Below are 15,688 nucleotides of genomic sequence, written 5' to 3' on the forward strand. Positions count from 1 at the left end.
CTGCCGACACCCGGCCGCGATCTGTCGATCACCTCCGACACCTTCTATTGGCCTTCCATGGAGGTGCCGCCGCTTTCCCGATCTTCATCGGGATGACGGGAAGGCTAGAGCAGCGCGCCGCTTCGAGCCATTGTGGCGATGCGCGCACCCTTGATCCGGGAAGCTGTGATCCAGGTCCCGCCAACAAAAAACGGGCGCATCAGCCGATGCGCCCGTTCTCTTTTCAGTGTGTAGCGGAGATCAGTTGGTCGAAGCCGTCGCGTCGTGCTTGAAGAACACGTCGACGCGCATGCCCGTCAGCAGCGGCGGCAGGCCATCGAGATCGACGACCGCCTCCAGAACCTCGACGTCGTTCGGACGGCGCGGGCCGCGCGAGACGATGTTCGGCTGCGACAGCGACTGCGCGATCGAGCTCACGCGTCCTTCGAAGTCCTGGTCGGGATAAGCATCCGCCCGCACCACGACGCGCTGGCCCACATGGATCTTTGCAGCGTCACGCTCTTCCACCTCGGCACGCACCTTCATGGCCGAGACGTCGCCCAGGATGAGCAGCGTGTTCTCCGGCGAAGGCGTTGCAACCTCGCCTTCCTTGGCGACGACGTTCAGCACCGTACCATCGAATGGCGCCCGCACCCGCGTGTGCTCGACACCAAGTTCGGCACCCAGCAGCTCGGCGCGCGCCACGGTCAGAGCGGACTCGAGCCGCGTCGGCAGCGGCATGCTCGACTTCGCATTCACCGAAGCCAGCGTCGCCTTCTTGTCGGACAGCGCCTTCTGCGCGTCCTCCAGCTTGGCGCGAGCCGTATCGACGGTCTCCTGCGGGCCATTCTTCGTGCGCTTCTCTTCCAGCGCATCGTCGAACGCCATCTGCGCATTGAAGACGCCGCGCTCGGCATCGGCAAGGGCATCCTCTGCGTCGCGGCGCTCCTTCTGCAGCCCGCGAGCGTCTTCCTCGTTGCGCTCGCGCACGCGCACCTGCTCTTCGGCACGCGCCGCCGTAACCTTGGTCATGGCATCGTCGTCATCGAGACGAACCAGCAGATCGCCGCTCTTCACATGAGCGTTGATGTCGACAGGAATCTCTTCGATGCGGCCGGGAACGTCGGCAGTGATGCGAACTTCGCCGCTCTTGGGCTCGACACGCCCCGTCGCGGATGCAGCCCACGTCGGCTGCATGGCGACCGCTTCCTTGGAACCGGCGGCCGGCTTCGAAGAATCGCTCGCGCTCGCCTGCGTGTTCTTTTGCTCCGCGACCGGACCCCAGCTCACGCTGTTGACGTAAAATCCAACGCCGACGGCCAAAAGGCCTGCGATCGTAAGAATAACCGCGGTGGGGTTGACCTTTTTATGCATGGGCCTTCCGTCTCTTTGTAAGATCTGCAATTTCCGGGGCATCGAGCCCCTCAGGCCGGCGTTCCTCGCCGACGATGCGTCCATCTTCAATGCGCACCACCCGATCCGCGTAGCTCAGCGTACGTGGATCGTGGGTCACCGCGAGGACGCTGCGGTGCTGTTCCTTGGCGATGCGCGCCAGAAGCGCCATCACCGCGTGTCCGTTTTCGCCGTCGAGAGCGGCCGTCGGCTCGTCGGCGAGCACGATCGAAGGCGAGGATGCGATAGCACGCGCTACCGCCACACGCTGCTGCTCACCACCCGACAGGTTCGAGGGATAGCTCTTCAGGCGATAAGCGAGACCGACATCGCGCAGCACTTCCTCTGAGCGATTGGCGGCTGCAAAGCCCTTCTGTCCGCGCACGTCGAGCGCAATGCGCACGTTCTCCAACGCCGTCAGCGTGGGGAACAGATTGTAGGACTGGAAGATGAAGCCCATGTGCTTGCGGCGCAGGTCGGCCATCTCTTCCGGATTGAGGTTCGTCGTATCGACGCCGGCAACCTTCAAGGTTCCCGATGTCGGCGTCAGGATGCAGCCGAGGATCGACAGCAGGGTTGTCTTGCCGCTGCCCGATGGCCCCATCAGCAGCGTCAGCTCCCCGGGGATCAGCCTGAGATTGGCGCCTTTGACAGCACGCACCTTGCCGGCGCCGCTACCCAGCTCTTTGACGATCTCGATGGCTTCGAGGACGGGCTCTACACTCATCTGTTGAATACCGTTGCAGGATCGATCTTGGTGACCTTGACGATCGCCGATAGCGCCGAAATCGCGCACATGCCGACCGTCAATGTGAATAGCCAGAAGGCCAAGCCCGGGGTCATGACCATGGGCAAGGCCGTATTCCTACTGAGTACGAGGATCGTCAGCGCGATCGAGATGCCGAGCGCATAGCCGACAACAGCACTGATGCCGGCCTGAGCCAGGATTACCTTGTGAATATATCCCGACGATGACCCGAGTGCACGCAGCGTCGCAAACTCGCTCAGATGGTCCTTAGTGCTTGAATAAAGCGTCTGCGCCACGATTACGGTGCCGACAAGGCTTCCCAGCAAAGCGCCGCCAATCAAGGCAACGCCCGCGCCCGTGCGGAACAGCCACTGCTTCAGACTGCGGTCGCGGAACTCTTCCTGGGTGAGGACCTCGGCGCCCTCGAGCCGCCCGGAAAGCTCCTGCTGGACCTTCTTGACGTTCGCACCCGGCTGCAGCTGCACCAGATAGAAGGTCGTGTTGTCGGTGTCGCCGAACAGCGACCGCGACCTGTTCAGGGTCGTATAGGCATAGGGCGACTGCGTGAACGAGCGGATCCCGTCGGTAATTGCGCGTACACGCACGCGGCCGTTGGCGATCTGCGCGGTGTCGCCGATCCCCTTGATGCCGAGCTCGTTCAGATAAGTCCTGTCGACGGCGATCGCTTCCGGCGCCTTGATGTCTTCCCAGGAGCCATCGACGAGGTTGAACGGTACCAGACCGCCGTCCTCAGCGTCCGTACCAATCAGCACCACGCGCGTCGATCCGCCTTCCGGCTTGCGCCACTCGGCAAATCGCACAACCAGCGGGATCACAGCTTTGACACCCGGTGTCGCCAGCGCTTGGTGCCGCTCGCGTGGTGTCAGCAGCATGCCGCCATCCTCGAAGCTCTTGGCACCATATGCGGTGATCCAGAGGTCCGCCTTCGCGTGATCGATGTTCGCCGTGATCATGTTGCTGGCGCCAAGGTAGAGACCTAGCTGCACGGCAACGAGGACGATGGAGAACAGAATACCGATGAGGGTGACCGCCAAGCGAATGCGATCGTGGAACAGATTGCGGAAGGCAAGCGTCAGGATCATCAGGGTCAGTTCCACACAGGGTTGGGCAGGCGCGGCCGCAAGCCTATAGCGCAGCGCGCGCCGCTGGGTAATCCGCCAACTTGGCCTCGAAAAGGCAAACTCATGCTTAAGGGATGCCTAAGTCAAACGCGTCAGCGCTTCATTTAGAAACGCAGGGATGTATCGGCTCCACGAGCTGTTAACGCGAAGAGGTCAAGAAAGACGTAAGATCGACCGATCAAGGATAATTCTTCTTTACCATTTTTCGCAGAGACTGACAGCGTCGGGCCAATGGGCCCGCTTTCGCCGCTTTCTAAAGTCTAAATGCCATCCCGATCTCTGACACAATATTGGTGATGCCACCATGCGTCATGATCTTCAGCTCCCGTTGCCCCAACAAGCCTGGGTTAAATCTTCACTGACCGCCGTTTTATTTGCGCTCAGCACAGGATCGGCCTTTGCAGACCCGCCTCTTGAGGCTGGTGTTTGGATCAACCATACGGGCCAGGGCGCCGTCGAAATCCGCCCCTGCGCAGACACCGGCGTCGCGGCCAGACGGCTGTGCGGCTACATCGTTTGGCTGAAACAGCCTAACAATAGCAAAGGCCTGCCCCTTACGGACGGCTATAACCCCGACCCCTCCAAACGCGGCCGCACCATCTGCGGACTGCCTGTGCTTGGATCACTGGAAAGGGTCAGCCGCGGCTGGGACAACGGCTGGGTCTACGATCCGGAGAAGGGCGCCCAATTCGATGCCGCCATCGTTGCCGGACGCCAGAATCTCATTCTGACCGGCTACAAGGGCGTGAAGTTCTTCTCCAAGTCGTTTACTTGGCGCCGCGCCCCTGCCGACCTCCAGCGCTGCGATCAGCCGAAAGAGGCCCGCGCGACCAAGGCCAGCGTGAAGATCGCTCAGCCGCAGGCGCCACTGAAGGTACCACGCCCCGTTCCGGCCGTTCGCCCGTCGATCGAATAGGCCCCCATCACCAAGCCGAAACGAAAAAGCCCGGCCATCGAGCCGGGCTTTTCTTGTTTCGACGTACCGACGGGCCGCTGCGCGATCAGTTGTTCGCGCCGCGTCCCTCGCCACGACCCTTGTCGCGCTGCTGCGTCTCGGCGGCGGCAACCAGTGCCTCTTCGGCGCGCACCTTGTCGAGGCGCGAGGTGAGGCGACCGGCGAACTCCTTCACACGCTCCATCACGACCGGACGCTGCCGGTCGAGCGTGACCATGTGATAGCAGTCCTCGAGCACGCAGACCTCGACCATGCCCGCCAGCTTGCGCTGCAGGATCATGGCGTTGGACAGGTCGCTCTGATCGTCATGGCGCGGGTGGAACACTAGCGCGTGCTGCTTGATCTTACCCAGCAGCGGCTTGACGTTCGCAACGAGACGCCGGAATTCGAACACGAGGCCACCGCCACGCGCGAACAGGTCCTCGATCGAGTCGGCGTCCGACTGCACGCTGTCGAGAATGAAGCTGCGGAGGCGATCGTCCTTAATGCCGTGCGGGCTGCTAGCGCGGAATCGGAACAGCCGTGCGCACCACTTGTGCCTGACCAAGCGGAACAGGTCGAAGTACCACGGGATCGACCAGCCATTCGGCCAGAAGGTCGGCGAGAACAGCATCAGGCCGTGGATCTTCTCGGGGCGCATTGCTGTAAGGCGCAGCGCCAGCATGCTGCCGGCCGAGATGCCACCGACGATGACGGCATCGCAATGCTGCATCAGTTCGTCGTGCGCCTTCTCCAGCGCTGCGTACCAGTCTTCCCAGCTCGAAAGCCCCGAAATGTCGGTGCCGCCGGCAAGACCTGGAAGAAGCGGGCAGTAGACCGTGTAACCGAGCTGCGCCAGCGTGTGCGCAACGAACTTTAATTCGATCGGCGATCCCCCGAGGCTGTGCACCAGCAATACGCCATTGCGTCCGCCCGGCACGAAGATGCTACCCCAGGATGCCTTCATTTTCTCGCTGTTCTTCATCGTGTTAACTGAACTCGCTCGCAAACTAGACGAAGTCGGTTTGTCCCCAGCAGACTCCTGTCCGCGCGAGCTGTCAGTCCGCGCTTCTCAGAGCTTGTCGCTGAAACTCTCTCTTTTTCGTTTCCTCGGATGAACAGCGTTGCCAAACAGTTAGCAACTTGCCGCCCATCTAGGGGCATCGCTTCCGACGAGGTCTCGCACACGCACTGCACGAGATGAATTGGAGGTGTCTCCACTGACCGGAACGGACCGGAAGTTCGATTGGTCACCTTGCCGCACCTTTCCGGTGACTCCGGACCGCTCCTGAGCTTCGACGGGGACCGCCTCGGCTGCGGAGAGCGGCAGCCTTCTGATCGCGAGGTGAGGCGAAAAAAAGGCCGGGACCCCGCGCTCAATTCGCGCTCCGGGTGAAAGCTGGAAACCCACTCTGTGCGGCCACTTAGGCTGCCGCAAAACCGTTGCGATAGACTGAAAAGCATTGAAAAAGAGCCGCTTTCGTCAGCGAAGGAAATCTGTCGCAAATCTACGCTCAACTCGCGCCGAGCGAAATTGCTGCACTGCAAATAACCCTAAGGACGACAACCGTATGTTGTATACCCGCCACAGTGTTCAATGCCGATACACAGCATGGCAACCGCGCGGATTGGGCCTCGTCGGGGCCACCTAGCCACCTCCAGCGAGCCCCTCACGACACCGATCTGTGCAACATTGAAAGAAATTGTGATCGCTCGAAAGTAGCCCAGAGCGTCCTTCTACCCGTCCTGAGCACCCTTCCGACAGCCGCCTTCGCGCTGTCACAGCGCACCGCCACAAGCGCCCGTCATGCTGCAAGCGCAATCGACACTTTATAATACAGGTGATTAGATGGTTAAGGCGCGTGCCCATCGGAGCGCAGCCCTCACCAAGGGACAATAACGCGTTGCTTGCCTACCTGCGCCGCCCGGTTTCCGGCCTCGTCATCCTCGCCCTAGTCGCGGTTCAGACCGCCCCGGCCGCCGCACAACCGCTCTCTAAGGCCGACTATGAAGCCTGCCAGGCGCGCGACGAAACGAGCTTCCGCGCCGCCATCCAAGTCATCTCAGTCCGCGCCCTCAAGGCCGGCACGGCCAACGTCGATTACCGCGCCGCGGTCGGCGACGAATGGCGCCGCATCGGCATGGGCGACATCATCGATAAGCGGGTCGACCTCGCCGTCGAGGAGGTCCGCAAGGAGACCAGCTGGGCCAACCTGCTTCAGTCGCTCGCCAGCCAGCAGAAGTCCGAAGAGCTCGCCACTGCGGTCGCCGAACGCGTCTACCGCTCCGATGCGATCAAAGCCGCTCTCGAGCAGCTGGCCGCCGGCGTCGGCCGAGAGATCGGCAAGCAAATGGAGCTGGCCAGCCAGGACGTGGCCGAGCCGGCCGTCGCCTGTCTCAAGGCTTTCGTCGGCGCCCGCTACGGCACCACCGCCGCCCGCGCGGTAGCCGGAGACGCTGGCAAAGGCGTCAGCCTCGATCCGGGTGCCGGCGCCGCCGAAATGAGCCCCAGCGCGGTGCTGCGTGAATCGAGCTCCGGCATAGCCGGCGCCGCCGTCCTCCTGATGCGCCGGCAGCTCGCCAACATGGCAGCGCGCGTCGGCCAGCGCGTCGTCGGCAGCGTCCTTGCCCGTCTCGTCTCGGTAGTCGCCGGCGGCGTCGGCCTCGTGCTCATCGCCAAAGACATCTGGGATCTGCGCAACGGCGTGCTGCCCATCATCGCCACTGAGATGAAGTCCAAGGAAAACAAGGACAAGGTTCAGGAAGAGCTGGCCAAGACTTTCGCCGAACAAATCTCCGGCCACATTGAAGAGATCGGCGCCGCCACCGCCGATCGCGTCATTGAGATCTGGCGAGACTTCCGCAGCGCCCACGCTCAGGCCCTGGACCTCGCCGCCCGCAACGCGAAATTCAAAGCCTTCGTCGATGCCCTGCCGCCGTCGGCACTACCGCGCCTCGACGAGGTCACCGCCCTGACCCTTGCTGCCGAGGGGGAAGCCGGCCTGTTGCGACGGCTCGATGACGGAACGCTCGCCACCGCCGTTAACACGCTTCCCGCCCCCGCCATGGACATCGCCCGCGAGACACGATCCATCGACGCCGGCCTCGACTGGGCAGCGCTGGCAGGCAACGACCTTCCGCGGGTTGTCGAGCTGAGCCTCTATCGGCGCACGACGCCCGACCAGCTCAGCCGAGCCAGCCTCCAGCGCCTGCTGTCCCTCGACGATCAACTCGCCATAGTTCGATTGGCATCTATCGATCGCGGTGCCCGCGACACGCTCTTCGAGCTCAACAATCCCGACCTGAAAAGGCTGGCCCGCAGCCTAACGGAAGCCGAGCTGTCGAGCCTTTCCGGCTACCTTACCGGGCTGCAGCAAGCCCCACGTGAGCAGGTGCTGCGCGTAGTAGCCGCCAACCCCGCTGCCATACACGCCCTTTCCTCCGAGCGCGTGCGTCACGCCATCGTCTCGAGCGTCGATCAATCCGCAGCCGTCGGCATGATGCTCAGCACCGCCGGCAGGTTCGACGCCGCCGCCATCGCCGAGAATGTCCGTCTGGTTGCAGATGGACGCGTCAGTCCCGTCCTGCTGTGGGAAAAGCACCCCGCCGTCATCGTCGCACTCTTCTTGCTGGGGCTCATCCTTCTGCTTCTGCTGCGCCGACTGCTGTTTGCCCGTCCGCGTCGCACTGCAGCACAGTAATCGCCCGCTCTCTGCCGCTTTCCATCCCCAGTCTTTTCGGCGCCGCAGTGTCAGGACGAGTTGCGCCTGCTATAAGCCGTCGGGGCTTCTGACTCGGCACGACCTATGGGCAGTGCGGCCCGGCACACGTGCGCAAGCGTATCTAGGGGGACTTCCTTATGGGACTTAAGGCGCCAGGCATTCTGACCTTCATGTTGTCCGTTATCCTGACGGTCACGGTACTGATTATTAAGTTTTTCGGAGCCGAGATTCCGCTGATTACCGGCAACGAGTTCTGGGCGTTGCTTGCAGCGCAGATCATTCTCGTCTTCGGCTGCATCATGCGCGGACTTTAGAGTCATTCTCGAAGCAGCCATTTGTGTGCGCTTCTGTCGCGCGGCACTCAGCGCTCTGGCCTGCCTCCCGGGATGGTCCGATCTTCCGCGCCATGAAATGGAAACTTGATCAATTTGATTCCTACGCTGACCGCGTGCGTCGTTCATCGCGCGAAATCGTCATCGCGGCGGTGCTCACCGTCGCCGCGTTTGCGTTTCTCATCGCTGCGATGGTTCGCGGCGGCGTGATCACCGACCCGAAGGTCGGCTCCATCGCCTCCGAGCAAACGGTCATCAAGTAGTCAAAAAACTTGCGAGCGCGCGGCTTCAACCTCGCGCTTGCTCACGACGCTTCGACGCGTACTGCGCGCAAAAGACCGCGCACCGAATTCCCCAGATAGATCACATCCGCGTTGTCGAGATCCGCAGGCGTCAGCACAGCTTCGCGTGCACGCCCTTCGGCCAGCAATTCCGCGCGCAACGTTCCCGGCAACAGCCCAGCTTCCAGTTGAGGCGTCAGCAGCACGCCATCGCGCTCGATGAACAAAGTCGTGAAGCTTCCCTCGGTCAGCTCCCCGCGCTCGTTGGTGTAGATCACCTCGTCGGTGCCGAGGCGCCCCGCGTATTCCTGCCGCTCACGATCATAGAGTTCGCGCCGCGTCGTCTTGTGGAACAGGAACAAGTCCGCGCTGTCGACCTGCGACGACGACAGTGCAAAGCGCATCACCGCACTGGCGTCGGCCGGCGGCAGCTGCGTTGCGGTCACCGTCACTTTGCCATCCTCGGCCAGCAGCAACCGCACCCGCTGGCGCCCGGACTTCCCTTCCACGGCTTGAGCCAGCGCCTCCCGCACCAGCCCCTCGTCATAGACGAATGCGAAGTAGCGCGCCGACGTCGCTAGCCGCTCGATGTGTCGCTCGAGCAGCGCAAACCCACCCTCTTGCGCATCGTACAGCAGCGTCTCGATCAGATCGAAGCGCTTCACCGGATCGGTGAGGAACTTCATCTTCAACAGGCACTCTTCGTATTCTTTCGATCCTTCGGAATCGAACACCACACCCGAGCCGATGCCCATTTCGCCGTCGCCGTTGCGGAACACGACGGCCGTGCGGATCGCCACGTTGAACAGCGACTGCCCTTTGGGTGAGATGTAGCCAATCGAGCCGCAATAGACGCCGCGCGGCTCCGTCTCCAGTTGCCGGATCAGCTCCTGCGCCCGGATCTTCGGCGCGCCGATCACCGAACCCGGCGGAAAGATCGCCCGCATCAGCTCACCGATGCCGACGCCCTCGTGCAGCCTGGCGCGCACGCCCGACGTCAACTGGTGCAGCGTCTTGTAAGTCTCGACCGTGAAGAGGTCCGTCACCTCGACGCTGCCGATATCCGAGATGCGCCCGATGTCGTTGCGCATCAGGTCGACGATCATCAGGTTCTCGGCGCGCTGCTTGATGTCCGCGGCCAGCTCGCGCCGCGCCTCCTCGTCCGCCTCCTCGGTTCCCGCGCGCGGCGCCGTGCCTTTCATTGGCCGCGTAAAAATCGTCCGACCGTTTTGCTCGATGAACAGCTCCGGCGAAGCCGACAGCACCGTCATCTCGCCGGTGTCGACGATGCCGCCGTAAGCCACGCGCTGCTTCTGGCGCAGATCGAGGAAGAACGTCAGCGGCGACCCCGTCAGCTTGAACCGCGACTTGAACGTCAGGTTGAGCTGATAGATGTCGCCCGCGCGGATCTTGTCGATCACCTCGTTGAAGCGTTCGACGTACTCGGCCTCGCTCCACGACAGCGACACATCGGTGAAGCGGAACGAGCCCGAGCGCGTGTGTGTCGCCAGCCAGTGCTCCACCTCGCTGCTCGTCATCTCGATCGGCGCCTTGTAAAGGCCGATCCACAGCAACGGCACGTTGCGCTTTTCTGGCATCAACGGCGCCAGTTTCGGCTCCATCACATAGCCGAGCTCGAAGGCGAAGAAGCCCGCCGCATAAAGCCCCGAGGCGACGCCGTCCTCGATGCGCCTCATCGCCGCCGGCACGTCCTCGGGATTCCACGCCGACACAATCTCCACCGGCTCGGAGAACAGCAGCGACGGCGGCCCCGATCCCGAGTTGTTGTCGAGCAGCACGAATGTCTGTGAGAGCGCCGCTGCATCCTTTTCAGGATGCGCGCGCCCCGGGGGGGTCGGCTTTGGCGAGGTCATTCCCCCTTGTATCCTGCGAGCGAGTAGAACGTCACATGCCGCTCGGCGTTCTTGCCGGCCGGGAGTGTGCGCTCGGCAATCTTTTCAACAGTTGTGAACGATCCCGCCGCCGACCCGGCGCCGCCGTCGGCGCGCACCAACAGCACCGGAGACGGCGTCGAGGCCGTGAACGGACGCGTCAGCTCGAAGTGATCATGCGGCGCACCCGGCCGCCAGGCAAGAACCGGCGTCGGTTCGTCGCGCATGTAATAGAGCAGCTCCGCCGTCAGCGCCCGGTCATCGCTCAGCACCGCAGCGAACGGTTTGCCCGCCGCCGCTGCTTTTGCCAGCTCTGCCCGCGTCGCCACGGCAATGTCGCGCCAGCCCAGCGTGCGCGCGAACGGATCAGTCTTCAGCGGCAGCTCCAGGCGTCCCGCCGTCGAGGTGCCGAACAGTAGCAACAGAATGATCACCGCGTGCAACGCGAACGAAGCCTTCAGCCACCCCCACGCGTCATCCCGCACCATCGTCGAAACCACCAGCACGCTAGCAGCCACATAGGCAGGCGCCGCCCAGTTGGCATGCGCGCGCGAAAGGAACGCCTGGACGATGATCGCGGCAATCAGCGGCGCGGAGAACGCGATCAGATAACGATCCTGATTAGGCAGGCGCTCGCGACTGGCGCGCCACAGAATGACGAGGAACGTGGCGAACAGGATCGGCCCGAACACGCCGAACTGCGCGCCGAAGAACTCCAGCGCCTTGTTGGGGTGCAGCATCGAGCCGCCCCAATGGGCGTTGTCGGCCGTATGCGCAAAGGTCGCGAACTTGTGCGAAGCGTTCCAGACGAGATTGGGAACGATCATCGCCACGCCGATCCCCAGCGCCACATAGAGCCGCCAGTCGCGCAGGATACCCCGCCGCTCCGGCGTCACCGCCAGATAGACGCCCCCGCACATCAGGAACCACGCCATCGCGTATTTCGCGTTGAGGCCCGCGCCGAACGCAACGCCGAGCAGCAGCGCCGGCCAGACCTCCTCGGTCTCCAGCAATCCCCAGAACCCGACCAGCGCCAGCGCCCAGCACAGCAGCAGTGGAACGTCGGTTGAAATAAGCCCCGCCGACAGCGACACACCCGGCAGCGTGGCAAACGCCAGCGCCGAAAGCGCGCCGATGCGGGCATCGTAAAGCCGCCGCCCGAGCCAGAACACGGCCAGCGCCGTCGCCGTATGCAAAATTGGCGAGGGCACCCGCACGCATGCTTCGCCAATACCGCATACGGTTGTCGCGGCACCGATCACCCAGGCGATCAGCGGCGGCTTCGAGAAATAGCCCAGCGCCGGCTCTTCGCTCCACGCCCAGTACTGGGCCTCGTCGAAGAACAGATCCGTTCCGTTGAGGTAAAGGGCGACCAGTCTCAATGCGAGCAGCACCATCAGGCCGGTCAGCAGAAGACCGAACCAGTTGGTTTCGCGGCTGTGGTCGTGGCGCCCCGTGGCGGCTGGCATGAAGGGCCCTGACGGCTGCTGGAGGTACAAGTGCAGACGGCAAGGCCGCCGCCCGGTCATTTACAGGTTTGCGGCTCAGGCGGGAAGAGACCCCGCCCCGCCGCCATGTGGCGAGATCCTTACCCCATGCGGTAGATCAAATACGTGTTCGCAATCTGTCTCGCGGGGCTGGGTCTTGCGTCCGCCATGCTCTACTGCGACAGCTATTGGCGCTGGCGCGATTGCTTCAATGAAGAAGGCCGGTGCTTTGATCCGGTTTCTCAGAACGTCTACCTGGAGCAGGCCGGCCTGGCATGGGGTGCCCACGCGGGCCTATTTCTCGCGACCGCCCTGATTCTGTTGCTTTTCCGGCGACAGTGAGTGCGCCGAGCCGCAGAATTTACTAGCTTGGTAGACGGGACCGAAGACCGGTATCCTTCCGCACGCCGAAGGGCTAAAAGTGAGGTCGTCGCGGCGGGTCCTGGTGGGATAGGGGCACTTGATGCGCGTCACCGTTGTCATTCCAGCGCTCAATGAGGCGGGCAACATCGGCCGCCTCATCGAGGAGACGTATGCCGCCGTGCCGGCCCAGCGCCTCGCCGAGGTAATCGTGGTCGACGATGCCAGCGTCGACGCCACGCCTACCGAAATCAAAGCTCTCATCGCCTCGGGCAGGCTGCCCGGCCTGCGCTATCTGCGCCACCAGCAGCGCAGCGGGCAGAGCTGCGCTTTGCGCACCGGCGTATTGGCCGCGACAAGCCCGATCATCGCCACCATGGACGGCGACGGGCAGAACGACCCCAAGGATATTCCGCGCCTGCTCGAAGCTCTCGCTCTTCCCGGCAACGATGGCCCGGCTCTCGTCAACGGCTGGCGCAAGGAGCGCAAGGATACCGGCTCCAAGCGTTGGGCCTCGCGCGCTGCCAACAAAATTCGCGACGCCGTGCTGAAGGACAACTGCCCCGACACCGGCTGCGGCATCAAGGTCTACTGGCGCGAAGTCTTCCTGCGCCTGCCATTCTTCACCAGCATGCACCGCTATATGCCGGCCCTGTTCCAGACCTACGGCTACGAGGTCGCCTACGTGCCGGTGAACGACCGCCCGCGCCAGGCTGGCGTGTCGAAGTACAATAATCTCAACCGCGCCCTCGTCGGCCTTTACGACCTCGTCGGCGTCAGCTGGCTGCGCAAGCGCACCAAGGTGCCGCGCGTCTCCGAGCGCCATCCCGAGACCCAAGTGATCTCCGACCTCGCCTCGCGCCTGAAGCCCGTCAACGATGACGGCTCGCGCGCCAGCGCCGGCGACAAAAACTGATCAGATAAGCGTATCCGTACTGGGGACAACACCATGGATCACCTCCACAGCCTCCTCATGGCGATCGGCGATTGGTGGCAGACGACAGCGACGAGCGAGAAGGTCTGGCTCGGCATCGGCTTCCTCGCCCAGCTCATGTTCTCGATGCGCTTCATTGTGCAGTGGATCGCCAGCGAGCGAGCGCGCCGCTCCATCGTGCCCGAGACCTTCTGGTATTTCAGCGTCGTCGGCGGCGCGATGCTGTTCGCCTACGCAATTTACCGCCTCGACCCCGTCTTCATGCTCGGCCAGGGCATGGGCCTCATCATCTACGCCCGCAACATCTACTTCATCCGCGCGCACAATAAGAGCATCGCCAACGGCACTGCGACGTCGGCAACCGCGACGGCCAGCCAGGGATCAACCTGACCGAACCGGCGCTGAACTAGCGCGTGCCATCATCATCTTTGGTGCCGGCGTAGGCTTCCAGCCAACGCACAGTGACAAGGATGAGCGCGGCCAGCACCGTCGCCATCACCGCGAGGATGCCGTAACCGGCACCACAGGCGACACCGACCGCCCCGGCAAGCCACATCCCAGCGCCTGTCGTCAGACCTTTCACATCGCCCTGCGAGCGGAAAATCGCGCCCGCCGCCAGGAACGCCACGCCCGCGGTCACCGCTTCGATGATGCGGATAGGATCGCTGCTCGGCCTCCCGGCCTCCTGCAGGACGTCCGCGTGCAGCTCCATCGTTATGACAGTGAACACCGCGGCAGCCAGCGCGGTCAGCATGTGCGTGCGCAGCCCTGCGGGCCGATCGAGCTGCTCGCGCTCAAAGCCGATCGCGCCTCCCAGCGCCACGGCCAGCAGCAGACGTCCTAAAATCACAATCTCTGAGAGGTCTGTGGTTTGAGGATCGAACATGCGTGCTCGCTTGAAAACCGCTTCAAAAGCGCCCATTTCCACTGGCGAGACAGCCAGCGGACACGCACGAAACGTCGCGCCTGGGCATAAGGTTGCCGAGCCCCTCGACGTTGGGCTTCACAGGCGGATTTTTTGTGCTATAAGCCGCCCCTCGAAGCCGCTCAGCAACGAGCGGCTTTTCTCTTCGCCCCTCTGCCGGGAGCGGCGAAGTGCTTCCCAGCAACGATCATTCGTTGCCGTTTGGGAAGCTTCGTTAGGTGACGCGGGATGGAGCAGCCCGGTAGCTCGTCAGGCTCATAACCTGAAGGTCGTAGGTTCAAATCCTACTCCCGCAACCAACGAACCCTCTGCCAGCAGCACTCTCCAAAGGCGCGCCAGCTGACCATCGCCAACGATCCCAGGCCGTGGGACATCGAAGGTTTTCGAGGGGCGTCGGAGCACGGACCACTGAGGCGGCGTCGCCTCCAGTGGATCCCAAAAAGCAAACCTATTGCGGTTGCAGCCTTGGTATCTCCGACTGGCGGATGTAGCGAGCGAATGCATCACGACAATATGCGGCGTCGTTTGAGCGGCTTTCGTTTGGCACTTTCCTCGGTCGACTACGCCTCTCGGCAGGCTGTCCCGGAAGTTCGACGATCCGCTGCAGAACGTCCTCAACGCAGCCACTCACCCCCGCGCGCAGTCTCATGTACCGCTCGAAAATCTCCGGGACGTAGTTCTGCCTACTGGTGCGCATGGGCCAAAGAGCAGCCACTGGAATCACTTCGGCAGCGGGCGCAGCCTTGATCGAAACGAGTTCTGATGGTCGCAGTACGATATCGTCGACGACAACCGTCCCAGCGTCAGAACCTAAGACATGAAATGACTGAGTTTTTTCGCCCTCGCCGCGGACAATGAATACGTTCCACAGCCGCGGACGTTTCGAGTCGATCTGGCCAGTCTTCGGGTCAGGACATGTCGGGTCTAAGAATGCGACGACGTCTGCCCCTGCCCTCGCCACCAGCTCGCCGCCCACAGAAGTTGGAAAATTCGCAAAATAGACGGGATTGCCCTTGTCCAGCCCCAGCATTCTCCTCGTCGTACATGCGGTACGCACGACGGGTGCGTAGCGAACACCTGCAATCTCCATCGGGTAACGGATGTCCACCACGCGCGCGGTAGTATGAAGCCTATCTATTACATTCCGTGCATAGATCGGCGCTGTTCTAGTAAAAAGAACTACCGCTAGAAGTTTGTTAGCAAGCGCTTCGCTGATGTAGTTGATGGGCAATATCAGCGGCAGCGCGAATACGGTCGAGAGGTTCCCTGCCAGCAACATCACCCCAGAGGCAACACGCAGCCACCTAACCCACCGGCGCCCGAACGGTCGGAAAATTGGGAGGAAACACCAAACTAGAAAAGCAACGTAGGCGCTGACGGCGAGAAGAAACAGCACGAAAACCATTATCAATCCAATCCTGCATCTGCCACGACCCGTCGGCTAGTTCAGCTTAGTTGCGTCGTTTGTGCGAAGGTTAGTGGCGCCCTCAGTTCAGCTACTCCTGCGGGCGCGGGTCAACTCCCGCAACCAACGAACCCTCTGCCAGCAGCCCTCTCCAA

Annotated in this window: 14 protein-coding genes and 1 tRNA gene; 7 read left to right on the forward strand and 8 right to left on the reverse strand. The window is 62.7% G+C overall.

The window, feature by feature from the left end; genetic code table 11:
• Window positions 1-240: 240 nt before the first annotated feature.
• Genes ACP15D_RS10270 through ACP15D_RS10280 form a run of 3 tightly spaced genes read right to left on the reverse strand, consistent with a single transcriptional unit; the run spans window position 241 to window position 3,222 of the window.
• Window positions 241-1,353 (reverse strand): HlyD family secretion protein, encoded by a 1,113-nt coding sequence (locus ACP15D_RS10270; RefSeq protein ID WP_424957413.1) that lies wholly within the window; start codon window positions 1,351-1,353, stop codon window positions 241-243.
• On the reverse strand, window positions 1,346-2,098 hold the full coding sequence (locus ACP15D_RS10275; protein ID WP_072369218.1) for an ABC transporter ATP-binding protein: 753 nt from the start codon (window positions 2,096-2,098) through the stop codon (window positions 1,346-1,348). Before ACP15D_RS10275 ends, ACP15D_RS10270 begins: the two co-directional genes overlap by 8 nt.
• Window positions 2,095-3,222, reverse strand: a complete 1,128-nt coding sequence (locus tag ACP15D_RS10280; protein ID WP_424957414.1) for an ABC transporter permease — start codon at window positions 3,220-3,222, stop codon at window positions 2,095-2,097. The genes ACP15D_RS10275 and ACP15D_RS10280 overlap by 4 nt, the downstream gene beginning before the upstream one ends.
• Window positions 3,223-3,565: 343 nt before the next feature.
• Here ACP15D_RS10280 and ACP15D_RS10285 point away from each other — a divergent pair, with 343 nt between their 5' ends.
• Complete coding sequence (locus ACP15D_RS10285) at window positions 3,566-4,177, forward strand: DUF2147 domain-containing protein (protein WP_424957415.1); 612 nt, start codon at window positions 3,566-3,568, stop codon at window positions 4,175-4,177.
• Between the two features lie 85 nt (window positions 4,178-4,262).
• Here ACP15D_RS10285 and ACP15D_RS10290 read toward each other — a convergent pair whose 3' ends face one another.
• Entirely contained in the window at window positions 4,263-5,180 is a 918-nt protein-coding gene (locus ACP15D_RS10290) for an alpha/beta hydrolase (RefSeq protein WP_424957416.1), read from the reverse strand.
• A gap of 919 nt (window positions 5,181-6,099) precedes the next feature.
• On the opposite strand from ACP15D_RS10290, the gene ACP15D_RS10295 reads away from it, so the two are divergent.
• The 3 genes from ACP15D_RS10295 to ACP15D_RS10305 all read left to right on the forward strand — a co-directional run bounded on the left by ACP15D_RS10295 (window position 6,100) and on the right by ACP15D_RS10305 (window position 8,512).
• Complete coding sequence (locus ACP15D_RS10295) at window positions 6,100-7,896, forward strand: hypothetical protein (RefSeq protein ID WP_424957417.1); 1,797 nt, start codon at window positions 6,100-6,102, stop codon at window positions 7,894-7,896.
• A gap of 158 nt (window positions 7,897-8,054) precedes the next feature.
• Window positions 8,055-8,231, forward strand: a complete 177-nt coding sequence (locus ACP15D_RS10300) for a hypothetical protein (RefSeq protein ID WP_171987999.1) — start codon at window positions 8,055-8,057, stop codon at window positions 8,229-8,231.
• Window positions 8,232-8,323: 92 nt separating this feature from the next.
• Window positions 8,324-8,512 carry a hypothetical protein gene (locus ACP15D_RS10305; RefSeq protein ID WP_424957418.1) on the forward strand — a complete coding sequence of 63 codons (189 nt, stop codon included), beginning with the start codon at window positions 8,324-8,326 and terminating at the stop codon, window positions 8,510-8,512.
• Between the two features lie 41 nt (window positions 8,513-8,553).
• Here the strand turns inward: ACP15D_RS10305 and pabB are convergent, their stop codons facing one another.
• Window positions 8,554-10,404, reverse strand: coding sequence for an aminodeoxychorismate synthase component I (pabB, locus tag ACP15D_RS10310; protein WP_424957419.1), 1,851 nt, complete (start codon window positions 10,402-10,404; stop codon window positions 8,554-8,556).
• Window positions 10,401-11,891 carry an ArnT family glycosyltransferase gene (locus tag ACP15D_RS10315; RefSeq protein WP_424957420.1) on the reverse strand — a complete coding sequence of 497 codons (1,491 nt, stop codon included), beginning with the start codon at window positions 11,889-11,891 and terminating at the stop codon, window positions 10,401-10,403. Before ACP15D_RS10315 ends, pabB begins: the two co-directional genes overlap by 4 nt.
• Before the next feature lie 481 nt (window positions 11,892-12,372).
• Between ACP15D_RS10315 and ACP15D_RS10320 the strand changes: the two genes are divergently transcribed.
• Window positions 12,373-13,185: a glycosyltransferase family 2 protein gene (locus tag ACP15D_RS10320; RefSeq protein ID WP_424957421.1), complete on the forward strand. Its 813-nt coding sequence runs from the start codon at window positions 12,373-12,375 to the stop codon at window positions 13,183-13,185.
• Between the two features lie 57 nt (window positions 13,186-13,242).
• Entirely contained in the window at window positions 13,243-13,593 is a 351-nt protein-coding gene (locus tag ACP15D_RS10325) for a lipid-A-disaccharide synthase N-terminal domain-containing protein (RefSeq protein ID WP_424959214.1), read from the forward strand.
• Window positions 13,594-13,609: 16 nt separating this feature from the next.
• Here ACP15D_RS10325 and ACP15D_RS10330 read toward each other — a convergent pair whose 3' ends face one another.
• Window positions 13,610-14,089 carry an MgtC/SapB family protein gene (locus ACP15D_RS10330; protein WP_424957422.1) on the reverse strand — a complete coding sequence of 160 codons (480 nt, stop codon included), beginning with the start codon at window positions 14,087-14,089 and terminating at the stop codon, window positions 13,610-13,612.
• 261 nt (window positions 14,090-14,350) lie between these two features.
• On the opposite strand from ACP15D_RS10330, the gene ACP15D_RS10335 reads away from it, so the two are divergent.
• Window positions 14,351-14,427 (forward strand) — tRNA-Met (locus tag ACP15D_RS10335).
• A 149-nt stretch (window positions 14,428-14,576) separates the two neighbouring features.
• Here the strand turns inward: ACP15D_RS10335 and ACP15D_RS10340 are convergent.
• Window positions 14,577-15,533 carry a hypothetical protein gene (locus ACP15D_RS10340; RefSeq protein WP_424957423.1) on the reverse strand — a complete coding sequence of 319 codons (957 nt, stop codon included), beginning with the start codon at window positions 15,531-15,533 and terminating at the stop codon, window positions 14,577-14,579.
• Window positions 15,534-15,688: the final 155 nt, after the last annotated feature.

The organism is Hyphomicrobium sp. 1Nfss2.1 (genome assembly GCF_965243865.1).
Lineage (GTDB): Bacteria > Pseudomonadota > Alphaproteobacteria > Rhizobiales > Hyphomicrobiaceae > Hyphomicrobium_A.